The sequence below is a fragment of the Corynebacterium sp. NPDC060344 genome (assembly GCF_042725215.1).
Lineage (GTDB): Bacteria > Actinomycetota > Actinomycetes > Mycobacteriales > Mycobacteriaceae > Corynebacterium.
The window spans coordinates 198,932-213,278 of the sequence record NZ_JBHXCS010000004.1 but is presented as its reverse complement, the minus strand read 5'-3'; the positions used below and the strand labels follow the sequence as shown (position 1 = coordinate 213,278).

The following is a 14,347-nucleotide window of genomic DNA, read 5'->3' as shown; positions in this document are numbered from 1 at the left end:
TCATGGATCCATCGACGCTCGGGCACCGGGAGTTCTGGACGACGGCACAGTTGAAGGACGCCGGTTGCACGCAGAAGGCCATCGGCCAGTTCGTCGAGGCGGGCCTGCTGTTCCGCATCGACCGAGGCCTGTATTCCTCTCGCCGACCCGACGCCCTCGCCGCGCTCCGGGCATTGTCGTGGGCGCGCCCCCGGATGGTGTTCTCGGGGCCGACGGCCGCGCACATTTACGGGTGGGGGCCGCTCACATGGCCTGCGCAGGGCCGCGTGGGAAGGAACGATTCAGCCCACGGCTCCCGCCTTCTCCAACTGCGCCAATCCCGCGTCGGGGCATTCCGCACGGTGGGCGGCCTGCGGGTGACCACGCCCGTCGCGACGGCCGCCGATCTCCTCGACCGCCCCGACGCCGAGATCCGCGGTTTCCTGGCCCGCGAGTATGCGGGCGTTCGCGGCAATGACGAGCTCGAGCGGGACCTGCGCGATCTGGGCAAGGTCGACGCCGGCAGGATCCGCGCCCTCGCCGGGGCAGCCCTGACGGGCGCGGCGAGCAGTTACGAGCGCCGCCTGCTCCACGGGCTGCGCGGCCGCGGCATCCACGCGGTGCTCAATCAGCGGATCGGCCCGTTCACGTGGGATGCGGTGATCGCCGATGGCCGCACGGCGGTCGACGTCGACAGCTATGCGTTCCACGCGGCGCAGGGCGAGCACGCGTCGGATCGGACGTTCATCGTCGACCGCTGGAAGTCCAACGACGCTTTCCGCCGCGGCTGGGCGCCGTTGCGGTACACGGATTCGTGCATCGATTTCGCGCTCGACCACGTGCTCGATCAGATCGAGGACACGATTGCTTTTCGACGGTCCCACCGCCGCCTCCGCACGCCCGACGAATTGCGCGGCGACGATCAGCCGGTGTGGGCGTGGCACCCGTCGCTGGCGGAGACGATGTGGTGAGCGCTGCTCAGCCCAGCACCCCCAGCGCCGATTCGAGGCGGAGGTGCCACCAGTCGCGGCGTTCGGCGGGGGCGGCGCATTCGTCGAGCACCGCCGCATCCGGCGTGACGGGTCCCACGGCGATGCGCCCGTCGACGATGGGCCGCTGCGCGACGTCGACCTCGAACAACGAGCCCGTGGCCAGGCCGGCGGCGTTGGGGTGGACGGGTGTGCCGTCGTCGTCGTGAAGCAGCGGCAGCGCGGCGACCGCCCGCAGGCCCGCGCCCATGCCGACCGCGGTTTCCAGGGCCGACGAGACGGTGACGGGCACGCCGAGGCGGCCGATCTCCGCGGCGACCTCGGCCACGGCGCCGACGCCGCCGAGCGGGGCGGCCTTGACCACGGCGACGTCGCAGGCGCCGGCGCGGACCACGGCGAGGGGGTCGTCGGCCTTCCGGATCAGCTCGTCGGCGGCGATGCGCGCGAAAATCCCGGAGCGCTGGAGGGTGCGGCGGACCTCGGCGAGCTCGTCGACGGTGCGGCACGGCTGCTCGACGTAATCGAGGGGGCCGCCGCGGGTCAGCGCGGCGATGGCGTCGACGGCCTCGGCGGGCGTCCAACCGCCGTTGGCGTCGACGCGCACGCGCGGGACGATGTGCCGGCCGGCGAACCACTCGCGCACGGCCGCCACGCGCGCGACGTCATCGGCCAACGCCTGCCCCTTCTCGGCCACCTTGACCTTCACGGTCGTGCAGCCCGGGTAGCGTTCCAGCAGCTTTGCGACGGCCTCCCCATCCTCCGCAACGTCCACCGCCGGGATGGTCGCGTTGACCTCCACCGAATCGACGAGCGGGGCGGGCGGGGCGCCCCACCCCATTTCCAGCGTGCAGCGCAGCCACCGCGACGCCTCCTCGGCCCCGTATTCCGGGAAGGGGGACCACTCGACCCAGCCGCCGGGGGCGTCGAAAAGCATGGCCTCGCGCACGTCGACGCCGCGGAAGCGCGTGCGCAGCGGCAGGGCGACCACGTGGGCGCGGTCGAGGAGGTCGGGAAGGGCGGGGAGTTCTGGGAGGCCGGGCCGGGACATGGGCCCATCGTGCCACGGCGACCCGATAACCTGGGACCATGACCGACTCCAAGGATCAGAACGACACCGCAGCCAACCCCTTCCGCCCCGACGAGTGGAAGGTGGTCGACGGGTTCGGGGACCTCACCGACATCACGTACCACCGCCACGCGGGCGAGGGCCGGGCCAACGGCATCGTGCGCATCGCGTTCGACCGCCCGGAGGTGCGCAACGCCTTCCGCCCGCACACCGTCGACGAGCTGTACCGGGCGCTGGATCACGCGCGGCGCACTCCGGACGTGGGCGTGGTGCTGCTGACGGGCAACGGGCCGTCGCCGAAGGACGGCGGCTGGGCGTTCTGCTCCGGCGGCGACCAGCGCATCCGCGGGCGGTCGGGCTACCAGTACGCGACGTCGCACGATTCGGACGTGGAGGGCGCCACCGCCGATTCCGTCGACGAGGCGCGCGTGAAGGTCGAGGGCGGGCGGCTGCACATCCTGGAGGTGCAGCGGCTGATCCGCACGATGCCGAAGGTGGTCATCGCGGTGGTCAACGGGTGGGCGGCAGGCGGCGGGCATTCGCTGCACGTCGTCGCGGACCTGACGCTGGCGTCGCGCGAGCACGCCCGCTTCAAGCAGACCGACGCCGACGTGGGCTCGTTCGACGCGGGCTACGGCTCGGCGTACCTGGCCAAGCAGGTGGGCCAGAAGTTCGCGCGCGAGATCTTCTTCCTCGGCCGCCCGTACGACGCCGAGGCGATGCACCGCATGGGCGCCGTCAACGAGGTCGTCGACCACGCCGAGCTCGAGGACGTCGCGGTGGAGTGGGGCCGCGCCATCAACGGCAAGTCGCCGACGGCGCAGCGGATGCTGAAGTTCGCCTTCAACCTCACCGACGACGGCCTCATGGGCCAGCAGGTTTTCGCCGGCGAGGCCACCCGCCTGGCGTACATGACCGACGAGGCCGTCGAGGGCAAGAACGCGTTCCTGGAAAAGCGCGACCCGGATTGGGACGACTTCCCCTTCTATTACTGACGGGCTGCTTTACGGGCTGCTTTACGACGGTCAGCGCCGTCGTCGAGCAGCGCCGTCGCAAAGCAGGCCCCGCCCTGCGTCAGCGCTTGCCGATGATCTCGACGATCTCGCCGTCGTTCGGCAGCTCCGGCAGCGGCACCTGGGTGATCGGCTCATCCGACGGGACCTTCTCCGGGGCCTCGTTGCGCGAGGTGCCCATCAGGCCGCGGATCCACTGCTCCTGGCCCTCGGCCTTGGCGTGCATGTACGCGCCGGAGTACTCCACCGGCACCCAGCTGTCGCTGACGCCCAGGGACAGCACGCCGGCGATCCAGCCGTCGACGAACAGCGGGCCGCCGGAATCGCCCTGCTGCAGGCGGGCCGGCAGCGTGGAGGTGGTCAGGTAGGCCTCGGAATCGGGGTACTGGGGATTCCGGGCCTGCTGCTTGACCGTCAGGTCCAGGGTGGGCAGGCGGCCGGACTTGCCGTCGCCGAGCGAGGACCATCCGTACCCGCGCGCCCGGGCGCCGGGCTCGACGGCGCCGAAGTTGATCTCGGGATAGGAGCTCAGCCCCATGTCGCCGGTGACGTGCACCATGGCCACGTCGCCGGACGGGGCCGATTCGACGTAGTTGACCTGGAAGGTCGTCCCCTCGCCCTGCCCGACGATGACCTCTCCGCCGCCGGCGAATCCCTGGAGGCAGTGCTGCGCCGTGAGCACCCATTCCGGGCTGATGGCGGTGCCGGTGCACTCGGAGATCATGTTCTTGTCCGTGAGCAGGTGGACGCGGACGACGGCGTCCTTCTCGGCCGCCGGCACGTTGGCGTCGTCCGCGAAAGCGCCTCCGACGAGAGCGGAAGCGGGTGCCGCGGTCGCCGAGAGCACGGCGGCCGTGGCGATGGCCGTGGTGGCCATTCTGCGAAGCATGGGGGTTCCTGTTCTGGAGGGGCGCTCGCCCCATCCGGGTTGCGTGGACGTGGACGGCCGGGGTGACCGGCCGCATCGCGATGGCCGCTCCGGAGCAAAATCCTCGATCGCTGTTGCGACCGGGGACGTTACGTCCGGCGTGTATCTCTATCGATACGGTTCGATAACGAACTCATCACGACCCGTCCGAGAATAAGTCCCCCGCAACGAAAATACCAGGGTCAATATTACGTTTACCGGCCCATATAGCCCTCACCTTGTACTATTCATGTCATGTGCATTTTTCCGTCCACACGGCGCCGTCCCCGTCCCTGTCCCGTCCGAGCATGAAAAATCCCCCGCCCCACGGGTGTGGGACGGGGGATGGAACGCTCGTCGGTGACGGGCGCGGAGCGCTTACAGCGAGCCGGCGCCGCCGACGATGTCGATGATGTTCGACGAGCCCGGGATGACCGGCAGCTGCGGGATCAGGGAGCCGGCGCCGCCGGACGGGATCTCGGGGAGCTCACCGGCGGGGGCGTCGGGGTTGGACCCCAGGACGCCGTCGACCCAGCCCTCGAGGCCGGCCATCTTGGCGTGCATGTAGGTGCCGGAGATCATGACCGGGTTGAAGATCGACCCGATGCCCACGGACAGGACGCCGGCGACCTTGCCGTCGACGAAGATCGGTCCGCCGGAGTCGCCCTGCTGCAGCTGGGCCGGGCGGACGGAGGAGGTCACGTAGGCGGTGCTGGCCTCGTACAGCGGGTGGGTGTCCTGGCCCTGCACGGTGACGGTGGTGCGCGGCAGGGTGCCGGTGGCGCCCGAGCCCAGGGTCGACCAGCCGTAGGCGCTGGCCTCGGTGCCGTTGGAGAGCTCGGCGAAGTTGATGCCGGCGATGGCGGCGTCCATCGGCTCGGTGACGTGGACCAGGGCGACGTCGCCATTGGCGCCATTGGCCTGCAGGGCGTTCTCCACGGCGTTGACCCGGTAGGTGCTCACGGTCTCGGAGCCCAGGGCGCCCTCGCCGGTGGTGACGGAGCCGGAGATGCGGCCCTGGTCGTCGGTGGCCAGGCCCTCGATGCAGTGCTGGGCGGTGAGCACCCACTGCGGGGCGACGGCGGTGCCGGTGCACTCGGCGACGCCGCCGTCGGCGAGCATGTGGATGCGCACGACCGAGCTGCGCTCCTGCTCCGGGCCATCGTTGGTGCCGAACACCAGGGCGTTGGCGGGGGCGGCGGCGACGCCGATGAGGGCGGCGGCCGCGATGACGGACGTGGTGGCGCGACGGAGCATGCGTTTTCCTTTGTTCTGGTTATTCGGGGGCCGGGTCTTTCGGGGGCCGGGCCCCGGGCGAATTCGCCGGAATTCGAGATCGGATCGAGCATATGGGCCCCCGTCCCGAAAGTGAAGACGGGGAACCATATTCACCGGGGAAGCTACCCCGTGGCGGCGCGCCCCGCGAGGGGGCCGCCGCATACCCTGACAATCGTGGACTCCCCCGAACTTGTTACGCATGTGCTGGAACCGTTGCCCCTGTGGCCGGGCCCCCGGTGCCTGGCCGAGGTCCCCGCGCTGGCCGCTGCGCTGGATGGGCGCCGTAGTCTGTTGCCCGTCCCCGCCGACGATCCCGCGCGCGCGGGGCTGCTGGCCCGCACCCAGCGCGCGGGCGAGCCGATCGCCGCGGACGTCGCGCTGGTCGCCTGCACGTCCGGGTCGACGGGCACGCCGAAGGGGGCGATGCTCACGGGGGCGAATCTGCGCGCCTCGATCGACGCGACCCATGCGCGCCTGGGTGGCCCGGGCCAGTGGTTGCTGGCCACTCCCCCGGCGCACATTGCGGGGCTGCAGGTGCTGCTGCGGACGCTGCGGGCGGGCGAGGTCCCCGTCGCCATGGAGCTTGACGACGGCTTCCGCCCAGCCGCCTTCGCCGCCGCCATCGGGGAGATGACGGGGCGGCGGCGGTACACGTCGGTGGTGCCGCTGCAGTTGCGCCGCATCCTCGACGATCCGGCGGCCACGGAGGCGCTGGCGTCCCTCGACGGGGTGCTCGTCGGCGGCCAGGCGACGGCGCCGGAGCTGCTGGCGCGGGCGCGGGCGGCGGGGATCACTGCGGTGACCAGCTACGGATCGTCGGAGACCTCCGGCGGCATCGCCTACGACGGCGTGCCCCTCGACGGCGCCGAGGTGACCATCGGGGACGACGGCGGCGGGGACGGGTCGGGGCGCATCATCATCTCCGGGCCGATGGTCTCGCGCGGCTACCGCAACGCGGAGTCGACGGAGGTTAGCGCAGATCTGCGGCCCGGCGCCGAGGATGGCGCGGGCGTGTTCCGCACCTCCGATGCCGGCCGCATCATGGCGACCGGCGACGGCGCGATGGCCGTGACCGTTTTGGGCCGGATGGACGACGTCATCATCTCCGGCGGCCTGAAGTTCCTGCCCGGCCCCATCGAGGATGCGCTGGCGTCGCTCGACGGCGTCGCCGATGCCGCCGTCGTCGGCGTGCCCGATCCGGAGCTCGGCCGCGCAGTCGTCGCGGCGGTGACGGTGACGGGAGATCAGGCCGATGGCAGGGTCGGCGATCACGCCGGGGAAAACATCCGCGAGCGCGTGGCCCCTTTGCTGGGGAAGCATGAGGTGCCGAGGGCGGTGTACGTCGTCAAGCAACTGCCCACCCTGCCCAGCGGAAAGCTGGACCGGGCGGGGCTGGCCGGGACCCTCGCGGCGCGATGGGGGATGATGTCCGAATGACCGCCCGCACCACCCCCCGCCCCGCAGACCGACCCGCGACCATCGCCGACTGGCTCGAAGGGGCCCGGCCCCACACGTGGGCCAACGCGTTCGCGCCCGTCGTCGCCGGCGTCGGCGCGGCCGCCCACCACTCCGACGTGCTGTGGGGCCGGGCGGCCCTCGCGCTGGTGGTGGCGTGGGCCCTGATCGTCGGCGTGAACTACGCCAACGACTACTCCGACGGCGTGCGCGGCACCGACGACGACCGGTCCGGGCCGCTGCGCTTGACCGGGTCGGGGCTGGTGCCGCCGAAGCGGGTCAAGGCCGCCGCGTTCGCCGCCTTCGGCGTCGCGGGCGTGGCCGGCCTGGTGCTGGCGCTGCTCAGCGCGTGGTGGCTGGTGCTCGTCGGCGTCGCGTGCATCGCCGGGGCGTGGTTCTACACCGGCGGCGACAACCCCTACGGGTACCGCGGGCTCGGCGAGGTGGCGGTGTTCGTCTTCTTCGGGCTCGTCGCCGTGCTGGGCACCGAGTTCTCGCAGTCCGGGCGGATCAGCTGGCCGGGCGTTGTGGCGGCGGTGGCCGTCGGCGCGATTTCGGCGTCGGTGAACCTGGCCAACAACCTGCGCGACATCCCCTCCGACACGGAAGCCGGGAAGGTGACGCTGGCGGTGCGCCTCGGCGACGCCGGCACCCGCACGGCGTGGGTCGCGCTGGCGTGCACTCCCCTGGTCGCGTCGGTGGCGCTGGCGTTCGCGACGCCGTGGGCGCTGGCCGGCCTCGTCGCCGCGCCGCTGGTTTTCATCGCCTCGCGGCCGGTGACCGGCAACGCGAAGGGCCCGGCCCTTATCCCCGTGCTGGGGATGGCGGGCCGGGCCATGCTGCTGTGGGCCGTGGTCACGGCGCTGGCGCTCGCGCTGGGTTAGGCGCCGTTCGGTCTCGCGCCACCCAGTCTTCCGCTATTCGGTCTCGCGCTGGGCGAGCTGCTCGCGGACGTACTTCTTGTGCTCGCGGCGGTTGGCGTCCCACACGGAGACGCCCTCGTTGGCGCGGGTGCGCAGCGTCGGGAACAGGAACACCGACGCCGGCATGGCCACGATCAGCGCCAGGACGGCGAGGATGGCCAGCGGGATCTGGATCTCGAACAGCACGATCACGCCGACGAGCACGGCGAACACGACCAGGAACAGCGCCAACCGGGCCAGTCCGTACCAGAAGACGTCCTTGAAGGCGCGGTTGCGCTGTTCGCGGTGGGCGTTTTCATCCGGGACCCGACCGCGTCCGGCCGCCGTGGCACCGGCGGCACCGGCTGCATCGGCGTCGCCAAGGGCACCGGGGGTCTGCTTCGCGTTGTCACTCACATGAGACACTCTACGTATCCTGGGTTTACGTAGGAGGTGCCAGGTGGGCCGTTTGTTGATTCTGATCCTCATCATCGTGGTCATCGTGCTGGTGTGGCGCGCTTTCGGCCCCGGCACGTGGGGCAAGGGCGCCGGGCGCAGCGGCATGGCCGCGCCGGGGGCGCTGGGAACCGGCCGCATGAACCGCGGGCCGCGGGCCGACCTGGGCCAGCCGCGCATCAAGGGCCCGGATGATGACGAAGACTTCCTCTGGCGCCTGGAAAAGCAGCGTTTCGACGAACGCCGCGCCCGCGAGCGCGCCGCGGAAGCCGAGCGCGAGCGGGCCCGGCTCGACGAGGAGCGCCGCCGCAGGGCTGGCGGCAGCGAGGGCAATAGCAAGGGCACCGACATGGGCAACGGTGAAAGCACCGGCCGCAACGATGAAGGCCACGGCGAGACCAATCCCGGCGGCAACAACCCCGGCGGCCCCGACGGTCCCGACGGCACCAACCCCGGCAACCGGTAGCCCGCGCCCTACACGTTCTTTCCGCGCTTGAGCAGCTGCAGCAGGTATTCGCCGTAGCCGGACTTTTCCAGGTCGCGGCCCCGCTGCTCGAGGTCGTCGTCGGAAAGCCAGCCCATGCGCCACGCGACTTCCTCGGGGCAGCCGATCTTCAGGCCCTGGCGCTGCTCGATGGTCCGCACGAAATCGCCGGCGGCCATGAGCATGTCCACGGTGCCGGTATCCAGCCAGGCGGTGCCGCGCGGCAGGATCTCCACCTTCAGGCGGCCCTGCTCCAGGTAGGCGCGGTTGATGTCGGTGATCTCCAGCTCGCCGCGCGCCGACGGCTCCAGGCCACGGGCGATGTCCACGACGTCGGAGTCGTAGAAATACAGCCCCGGCACCGCGAAATTCGACCGTGGGTTGTCCGGCTTTTCCTGCAGGCCCGTCGCCATCCCCGATTCATCGAAGTCGACGACGCCGTACGCCGTCGGGTCGGCGACCCAGTACGCGAAGATCGCCCCGCCCGCGGGCTCGCGGAAGCGCCGCAGCTGCGTGCCCAGGCCGGCGCCGTAGAAGATGTTGTCGCCCAGCACCAGCGCCACGGGCTCATCGCCGATGTGGTCGGCGCCGATGAGGAACGCCTCCGCCAGCCCCCGCGGCTCATCCTGCTCGGCGTAGGTGAGGTTGACGCCGAAGCGGGAGCCGTCGCCAAGCAAGCGCGTGAACTGCGGCGCATCCTCGGGCGTCGTGATGATCAAAATGTCCCGCACCCCCGCCAGCATCAGCGTGCACAGCGGGTAGTAGATCATCGGCTTGTCGTAGACGGGCACGAGCTGCTTGCTCACCGCCCGCGTGATCGGCCACAGCCGCGACCCCGTGCCGCCCGCCAGGATGATGCCCTTCATGGCCGCCTCACGCCTCCCCGACGTCCTCGTTGGCCATCGCCCATTCGTCGCGCAGCTCGTTTTCCATCGCCCGGCAGTCGTCCCAGTCCGGCAGGGCCCCGCCGTCGGCCTCGAACTCGGCGATGGTGGGCGCGGCGGCATCGCGGTCGGACAGGATCTGCTTTGCGACGCCCTCCAGCATCCCTTCAACGTCGATCCCCAGCTCGGGGTCGAGGATGGACACCGCGCGCTCGATGTCGGGGTCGTAGCCGGTGGAGGTGAGGTAGGTGAGCACGGAATCGTCGGCCAGCGACACGAAACCGTGCGCCACGCCCACCGGCAGGTGCACCACCCGCCGGGTGCCCGGCTCCAGGTCGACGGTGATCGCGCGGCCGAAGGTCGGCGACCCGCGGCGGACGTCGACGATGATGTCGCGCACCCGGCCGGCCGCGCACGTGACCAGCTTCGCCTGCCCCGGCGGGACATCGGCGAAGTGCAGGCCGCGGACCACGCCGGCGGCGGAAACGCTCATGTTCGCCTGCTCCGGGATGAACGGGTAGCCGGTGGCGTCGATGAACGCGTCGGCCTTGAACCACTCGTGGAAGGAGCCCCGCTCGTCGCCGTGGATGATCGGCTCGAAGACGTGCACCCCGGGGATGTCCGTCGGCTGGAAGATGGCTGTGGCGGTGTCTGTGGCTGTGGTTGTGCCCTGCGTCATGGCTCCGAGTCTAGGGGCATGCGGCGCCGCGCCGGATCAGGGCGCGATGGGCTTTTCGGTCCGGGCGTATCCGGCCTCGGCGGAGTCATGGGCGTCGGCCCACCAGCCGGGGTTGGCGCGGTACCAGTCGACGGTGTCGGCCAGGCCCGCGGCGAAGTCCCGGTGGGCGGGCTCCCAGCCCAGGGCGATCATCGACGACGGGTCGATGGCGTAGCGGCGGTCGTGGCCCGGGCGGTCGGTGACGTGGACGAACTCGTCGCGGCCCCGGCCGAAGGCCTCGAGGACGTCGCCGACGACGTCGATGTTGGAGCGCTCCCCGTCGGCGCCGATCAGGTACGTCTCCCCGATCTCGCCGCGGTCGAGGATGGCCCACACGGCGTCATTGTGGTCGTCGACGTGGATCCAGTCGCGGACGTTGTCGCCGGTGCCGTACAGGCGCGGTTCGCGGCCGCGCAACAGGCCGCAGATCTGCCGCGGGATGAACTTCTCCGGGTGCTGGCGCGGCCCGTAGTTGTTCGAGCAGTTGCTGATCGTCGCGGCCAGCCCGAAGCTGCGCACCCACGCACGGACGAAGTGGTCGGCCGCGGCCTTCGACGCCGAGTACGGGCTCGACGGGCGGTACGGCGTGTCCGGGGTGAAGCGGGCGGGGTCGTCGAGCGCGAGGTCGCCGAAGACCTCGTCGGTGGAGATGTGGTGCAGCCGCACGTCGTGCTTCGCGCACGCCTTGAGCAGCGTCACCGTGCCCATGACGTTCGAGCCGACGAAGGGGTCGGCGTCGCGCAGCGAATTGTCGTTGTGGCTCTCGGCGGCGAAATGCACCACAGCATCGTGCTTTGCGACGAGTGCGTCCACCAGTTCGGCGTCGCGCACGTCTCCGACGACGACCTCGCAGACGAAGGGCCCCTCGGCCGTGCGGAGGCTCGCCGGGTTCGCGGCGTAGGTGAAGGAGTCGAGCACAGTGACGTCGACGTCCGGCCGGGTGGCCAGGGTCCGCAACACGAAGTTCGAGCCGATGAAGCCGGCGCCGCCGGTGACGAGGATGCGCATGCGACCACCGTACCCCGGGGTCCGCGTGGCCCCGGGCCCCCTGATCGCCGGTTGAGCTCCTAGGGGCGGCCCATCCGGTCGTGCTGCGGGGCCGGCGCGCCGGTGGTGTCCTTGGGGGCGGTGGCGTAGATGGTCATGACCAGCACGCCGCCGAGGAAGAAGGCGCCGCCGGCGACCTCGACCCAGCCGGGGGCGTTGTCCGACCAGTCGGCGACGGTGAGCACCGCGCCGACGGCGATCAGGCCCAGGCCCGCGAGCAGCGCCCGCTTGGTGCCGAACCGCCGGATCACGCCCGGCGGGGCGAAGGCGGCCAGGATCATGGCGACGCCGGCGACCATGGTCACCTCACCGAGCCCGCCGGGGGCGAACACGGTGAAGAACAGGCCGATGAGGAACAGGAACGCCCCCAGAGTCAGGGAGCCCTTCGACGTCGCGCGCATCAGTTGAGGCCGGCGTAGGAGTGCAGGCCGGAGACGACCATGTTGATGAAGAAGAGGTTGAACACCATCGTCGCAAAGCCGATGATGTTGATCCACGCCGCAGCGGCGTTGCGCCAGCCCGACGTGGCGCGGGCGTGAAGGTAGCCCGCGTAGACGATCCAGGTGATGAAGGAGACCGTCTCCTTGGGGTCCCAGCCCCAGAACCGGCCCCACGCGACCTCGGCCCAGATGGCGCCGAAGACGACGCCGAGGCCGAACAGCGGGAACGCCCAAATGGCGGTGCGGTAGGCGATGGCGTCGAGGGTCTTGGCCGCCGGCAGCGGCATGGCCAGCTTGCCCCAGAAGCCCTTCTCCTGCCCCTTCGCCTGCTTGATGCGCAGGAGGTAAAGCAGCGACGCGATGCCCGAGACCAGGAAGATGCCGCCGCCGATGGAGACCGTGGAGACGTGGATGGGGAACCACACCGACTGCAGCGCCGGGACGACCGGGGCGGACTCGGCGTAGAGCGAGGTGCCGCCGTAGAACATCAGCGCCGCGACCGGGGTGAGCAGCCAGGGCCAGAAGATGCGCATCTCGTTGCGGCGCAGCAGCACCGAGGCGATGACCATGGCGAAGAGGCTGAACACCGCGATGTACTCGTACAGGTTGCCCCACGGGAAACGCTCGGCCGACAGGCCGCGCAGGACCACCGAGGCCAGGTGCACGGCGACGCCGATGTAGACGATCATCTCCGCCATGGCGCCGACGGACGACGCCTTGCGGAACTTCGCGGCGATGTCCTCCGGGTCCCGGTCATTGGCCTCGTAGGTGTCCGGGATGGTCCCGGCGCCGCCATCGGCTCCCCCACCGGCCGCGGCGTCGACCGTGCCCCCGTCGGACCCGACGAGCACCTTCTCGCCCAGCTCGGCGCGGGCCTCGGCCCGGGCCTCCAGCGCCGACAGGCGGCGGACGTAGTAGGCGACGAACAGCAGCAGCGCCAGCGCATACAGCGCGAAGGCCGTGAAATAGGACCAGTCGGAGTATTGCGCCAGGGTCTGGTTGACGGGCATCGGGGCCGTTTCCTGTCTTTGCGGGGTTGGTGCGATCGCGTATGACCGTAGTCGCGGTTAACCCGAAACCCCAACCCCCGGGGGCATCGGAGCAGGCGGGCGGCGGTCAGTCGTCTTCGGGTTCCGGACGGCCGAGCACCGCGCGGACGAATTCGTCGAACTCGTCGCCCCAGCCGGCGCGGTCGGTGCGGGCCAGCCCGCCGAACTCGACGCGGGTGGCGCCGTCGGAGACCGGGTGCAGGCGCACCCACAGGCGGCGGCGCTTGACCGCCAGCGACACCACGAGGCCGGCGAGCATGGCGATGGACGACCACAGCACCCACACCTGCGTCGGATCGTGCGACACCTGGAGGTTGACGAACTCCTTCGCGCCGAGGAACTCCACCTTCGTGCCGTCGTCGAGGGTGACGTCCTCGCCCTCGCGCAGGTTGACGCGGTCGATCTTCTCCAGCTGGCCCGAGTGCATCAGGTCGCGGTCGAGGGAGAAAAGCTGCTGGCTGCGGCCGGTGTCCAGGCCGGCGTCGCCGCGGTAGACGTCGACGGCGATGGCCGGGTCGTTCATGGCCGGGTACACCGATGTCAGCAGCTGGCCGGTCTCGCCGGTGAACTCCGCCGTCGGGGCGAACAGGCCCTCGATGGCGATCTGGTTCTGGCGGCGCTCGTACAGGTCCGGGTACATGCCGGCCGGCGGGTCGAAGCGCATGGCGCCCGACGACAGGAAGAACGTCGGGTCATCCGGGCGGAACTGGACCACCGACGTGCGCGATTCGCCGTTGGGCCACGTCACCCGCACGGCCGGCGCGAAGCCGTGGCCCTGCAGGTACACGCGGTCGCCGGCGACGCGCAGCGGATGGTTGACGCGCAGCTCCTGCTCGTTCCACGACTCCACCGGATCGCGCATCTGCCCCTCATCGGCCCAGCGGATGTTCGACCGGAACATCTCCGCCTGGCCGTTGGGCAGGTAGTCGGCGACGAAGTCCTCGACCTGGACGCAGAAGGGGTTGAGGCCCGTTCCGTCGAAAAGCAGGCCCGGGCGCAGCGAATCGAAGTTCGCCGGCGCGGTGTTGCAGAACGGGTTGCTCACCGCGCCCTCCACCGCCTCATCCTCGATCTGGGTGCCGGTGTTGGTGACCAGGATGATCTGGCCCTCGTAGTACAGGAACTTGCCCAGGGCGATGGTGATCAGCAGCGCCACCAGCCCCAGGTGGAACACCAGATTGCCGAACTCGCGGAAGTACCCGCGCTCGGCCGAGAACGACACCGCGCCGGCACGGTCCTGCGCCGCAGGCGTCTCCGTCAGATGCCACCGCTTCAGCCGCGAGGCGATGTCCGATTTCACGTCATCGATCGGCTTGTCGACGTCCCCGGCGTCGTTCATGGGCAGCCTGCCCAGATTCTTCGGCGCCTTCGCCGGCGGCGTGCGCATGGCCTTCCAGTGCTCCCACGTGCGCGGGATGATGCAGCCGACCAGCGAGGCGAACAGCAGGGCGTAGATGGCGGTGAACCAGACCGACGAGAAGACGTCGAAAAGCTGCAGCGTGTCGAAGATCTCGGCCATCTTGCCGTTGTTGGCCAGGTACTCGTTGACCTTGTCCACCGACAAGTTGCGCTGCGGCAGCAGGGCGCCCGGGATCGACGCGAACGCCAGCAGGAACAGCAGGATCAGCGCGGTGCGCATGCTGGTCAACCAGCGCCACGCCCCGCGCACCGGCCGCATCG

Annotated in this window: 15 protein-coding genes; 5 read left to right on the top strand and 10 right to left on the bottom strand. The window is 70.7% G+C overall.

Features of this window, described 5'->3' with window-relative positions; genetic code table 11:
• Positions 1–2: 2 nt before the first annotated feature.
• Positions 3–950, top strand: a complete 948-nt coding sequence (locus ACFWGD_RS07280; protein ID WP_377777947.1) for a hypothetical protein — start codon at positions 3–5, stop codon at positions 948–950.
• A 7-nt stretch (positions 951–957) separates the two neighbouring features.
• On the opposite strand, the gene ACFWGD_RS07275 is transcribed toward ACFWGD_RS07280, so the two are convergent.
• Positions 958–2,016, bottom strand: a complete 1,059-nt coding sequence (locus tag ACFWGD_RS07275) for an o-succinylbenzoate synthase (protein WP_377777946.1) — start codon at positions 2,014–2,016, stop codon at positions 958–960.
• A 38-nt stretch (positions 2,017–2,054) separates the two neighbouring features.
• Here ACFWGD_RS07275 and ACFWGD_RS07270 point away from each other — a divergent pair, with 38 nt between their 5' ends.
• Positions 2,055–3,029 (top strand): 1,4-dihydroxy-2-naphthoyl-CoA synthase, encoded by a 975-nt coding sequence (locus ACFWGD_RS07270; protein ID WP_377777944.1) that lies wholly within the window; start codon positions 2,055–2,057, stop codon positions 3,027–3,029.
• 79 nt (positions 3,030–3,108) lie between these two features.
• Here ACFWGD_RS07270 and ACFWGD_RS07265 read toward each other — a convergent pair whose 3' ends face one another.
• Entirely contained in the window at positions 3,109–3,924 is an 816-nt protein-coding gene (locus ACFWGD_RS07265) for a trypsin-like serine protease (RefSeq protein WP_377777943.1), read from the bottom strand.
• A 408-nt stretch (positions 3,925–4,332) separates the two neighbouring features.
• The gene (locus ACFWGD_RS07260) at positions 4,333–5,211 is read right to left on the bottom strand and encodes a trypsin-like serine protease (RefSeq protein ID WP_377777941.1); all 879 of its coding nucleotides are present in this window, start codon (positions 5,209–5,211) and stop codon (positions 4,333–4,335) included.
• A 195-nt stretch (positions 5,212–5,406) separates the two neighbouring features.
• Here ACFWGD_RS07260 and menE point away from each other — a divergent pair, with 195 nt between their 5' ends.
• Positions 5,407–6,669 (top strand): o-succinylbenzoate--CoA ligase, encoded by a 1,263-nt coding sequence (gene menE, locus ACFWGD_RS07255; protein WP_377777940.1) that lies wholly within the window; start codon positions 5,407–5,409, stop codon positions 6,667–6,669.
• Positions 6,666–7,571, top strand: a complete 906-nt coding sequence (locus tag ACFWGD_RS07250; RefSeq protein WP_377777939.1) for a 1,4-dihydroxy-2-naphthoate polyprenyltransferase — start codon at positions 6,666–6,668, stop codon at positions 7,569–7,571. Before menE ends, ACFWGD_RS07250 begins: the two co-directional genes overlap by 4 nt.
• Positions 7,572–7,604: 33 nt before the next feature.
• Here the strand turns inward: ACFWGD_RS07250 and ACFWGD_RS07245 are convergent, their stop codons facing one another.
• Positions 7,605–8,006, bottom strand: coding sequence for a DUF4229 domain-containing protein (locus ACFWGD_RS07245; protein WP_377777938.1), 402 nt, complete (start codon positions 8,004–8,006; stop codon positions 7,605–7,607).
• Between the two features lie 43 nt (positions 8,007–8,049).
• On the opposite strand from ACFWGD_RS07245, the gene ACFWGD_RS07240 reads away from it, so the two are divergent.
• A complete protein-coding gene (locus ACFWGD_RS07240) occupies positions 8,050–8,511 on the top strand; it encodes a hypothetical protein (protein WP_377777937.1) in 462 nt (153 codons plus the stop codon).
• 8 nt (positions 8,512–8,519) lie between these two features.
• On the opposite strand, the gene rfbA is transcribed toward ACFWGD_RS07240, so the two are convergent.
• From rfbA to ACFWGD_RS07210, 6 genes are all read right to left on the bottom strand, one after another.
• A complete protein-coding gene (gene rfbA / locus ACFWGD_RS07235; protein WP_377777935.1) occupies positions 8,520–9,395 on the bottom strand; it encodes a glucose-1-phosphate thymidylyltransferase RfbA in 876 nt (291 codons plus the stop codon).
• Positions 9,396–9,402: 7 nt separating this feature from the next.
• Positions 9,403–10,092, bottom strand: a complete 690-nt coding sequence (locus ACFWGD_RS07230; protein ID WP_377777934.1) for a dTDP-4-dehydrorhamnose 3,5-epimerase family protein — start codon at positions 10,090–10,092, stop codon at positions 9,403–9,405.
• Between the two features lie 36 nt (positions 10,093–10,128).
• Complete coding sequence (gene rfbB / locus ACFWGD_RS07225; RefSeq protein WP_377777933.1) at positions 10,129–11,139, bottom strand: dTDP-glucose 4,6-dehydratase; 1,011 nt, start codon at positions 11,137–11,139, stop codon at positions 10,129–10,131.
• 59 nt (positions 11,140–11,198) lie between these two features.
• Complete coding sequence (locus ACFWGD_RS07220; protein ID WP_377777932.1) at positions 11,199–11,579, bottom strand: hypothetical protein; 381 nt, start codon at positions 11,577–11,579, stop codon at positions 11,199–11,201.
• The gene (gene ccsB / locus ACFWGD_RS07215; RefSeq protein ID WP_377777930.1) at positions 11,579–12,628 is read right to left on the bottom strand and encodes a c-type cytochrome biogenesis protein CcsB; all 1,050 of its coding nucleotides are present in this window, start codon (positions 12,626–12,628) and stop codon (positions 11,579–11,581) included. The genes ACFWGD_RS07220 and ccsB overlap by 1 nt, the downstream gene beginning before the upstream one ends.
• A gap of 106 nt (positions 12,629–12,734) precedes the next feature.
• Positions 12,735–14,345 (bottom strand): cytochrome c biogenesis protein ResB, encoded by a 1,611-nt coding sequence (locus tag ACFWGD_RS07210; protein ID WP_377777992.1) that lies wholly within the window; start codon positions 14,343–14,345, stop codon positions 12,735–12,737.
• Positions 14,346–14,347: the final 2 nt, after the last annotated feature.

Coding starts and splice junctions, on each gene's coding strand:
- ACFWGD_RS07280 (WP_377777947.1), top strand. CDS start 3: ATGGATCCATCGACGCTCGGGCACCGGGAGTTCTGGACGACGGCACAG.
- ACFWGD_RS07275 (WP_377777946.1), bottom strand. CDS start 2,016: ATGTCCCGGCCCGGCCTCCCAGAACTCCCCGCCCTTCCCGACCTCCTC.
- ACFWGD_RS07270 (WP_377777944.1), top strand. CDS start 2,055: ATGACCGACTCCAAGGATCAGAACGACACCGCAGCCAACCCCTTCCGC.
- ACFWGD_RS07265 (WP_377777943.1), bottom strand. CDS start 3,924: ATGGCCACCACGGCCATCGCCACGGCCGCCGTGCTCTCGGCGACCGCG.
- ACFWGD_RS07260 (WP_377777941.1), bottom strand. CDS start 5,211: ATGCTCCGTCGCGCCACCACGTCCGTCATCGCGGCCGCCGCCCTCATC.
- ACFWGD_RS07250 (WP_377777939.1), top strand. CDS start 6,666: ATGACCGCCCGCACCACCCCCCGCCCCGCAGACCGACCCGCGACCATC.
- rfbA (WP_377777935.1), bottom strand. CDS start 9,395: ATGAAGGGCATCATCCTGGCGGGCGGCACGGGGTCGCGGCTGTGGCCG.
- ACFWGD_RS07230 (WP_377777934.1), bottom strand. CDS start 10,092: ATGACGCAGGGCACAACCACAGCCACAGACACCGCCACAGCCATCTTC.
- rfbB (WP_377777933.1), bottom strand. CDS start 11,139: ATGCGCATCCTCGTCACCGGCGGCGCCGGCTTCATCGGCTCGAACTTC.
- ACFWGD_RS07220 (WP_377777932.1), bottom strand. CDS start 11,579: ATGCGCGCGACGTCGAAGGGCTCCCTGACTCTGGGGGCGTTCCTGTTC.
- ccsB (WP_377777930.1), bottom strand. CDS start 12,628: ATGCCCGTCAACCAGACCCTGGCGCAATACTCCGACTGGTCCTATTTC.
- ACFWGD_RS07210 (WP_377777992.1), bottom strand. CDS start 14,345: ATGCGGCCGGTGCGCGGGGCGTGGCGCTGGTTGACCAGCATGCGCACC.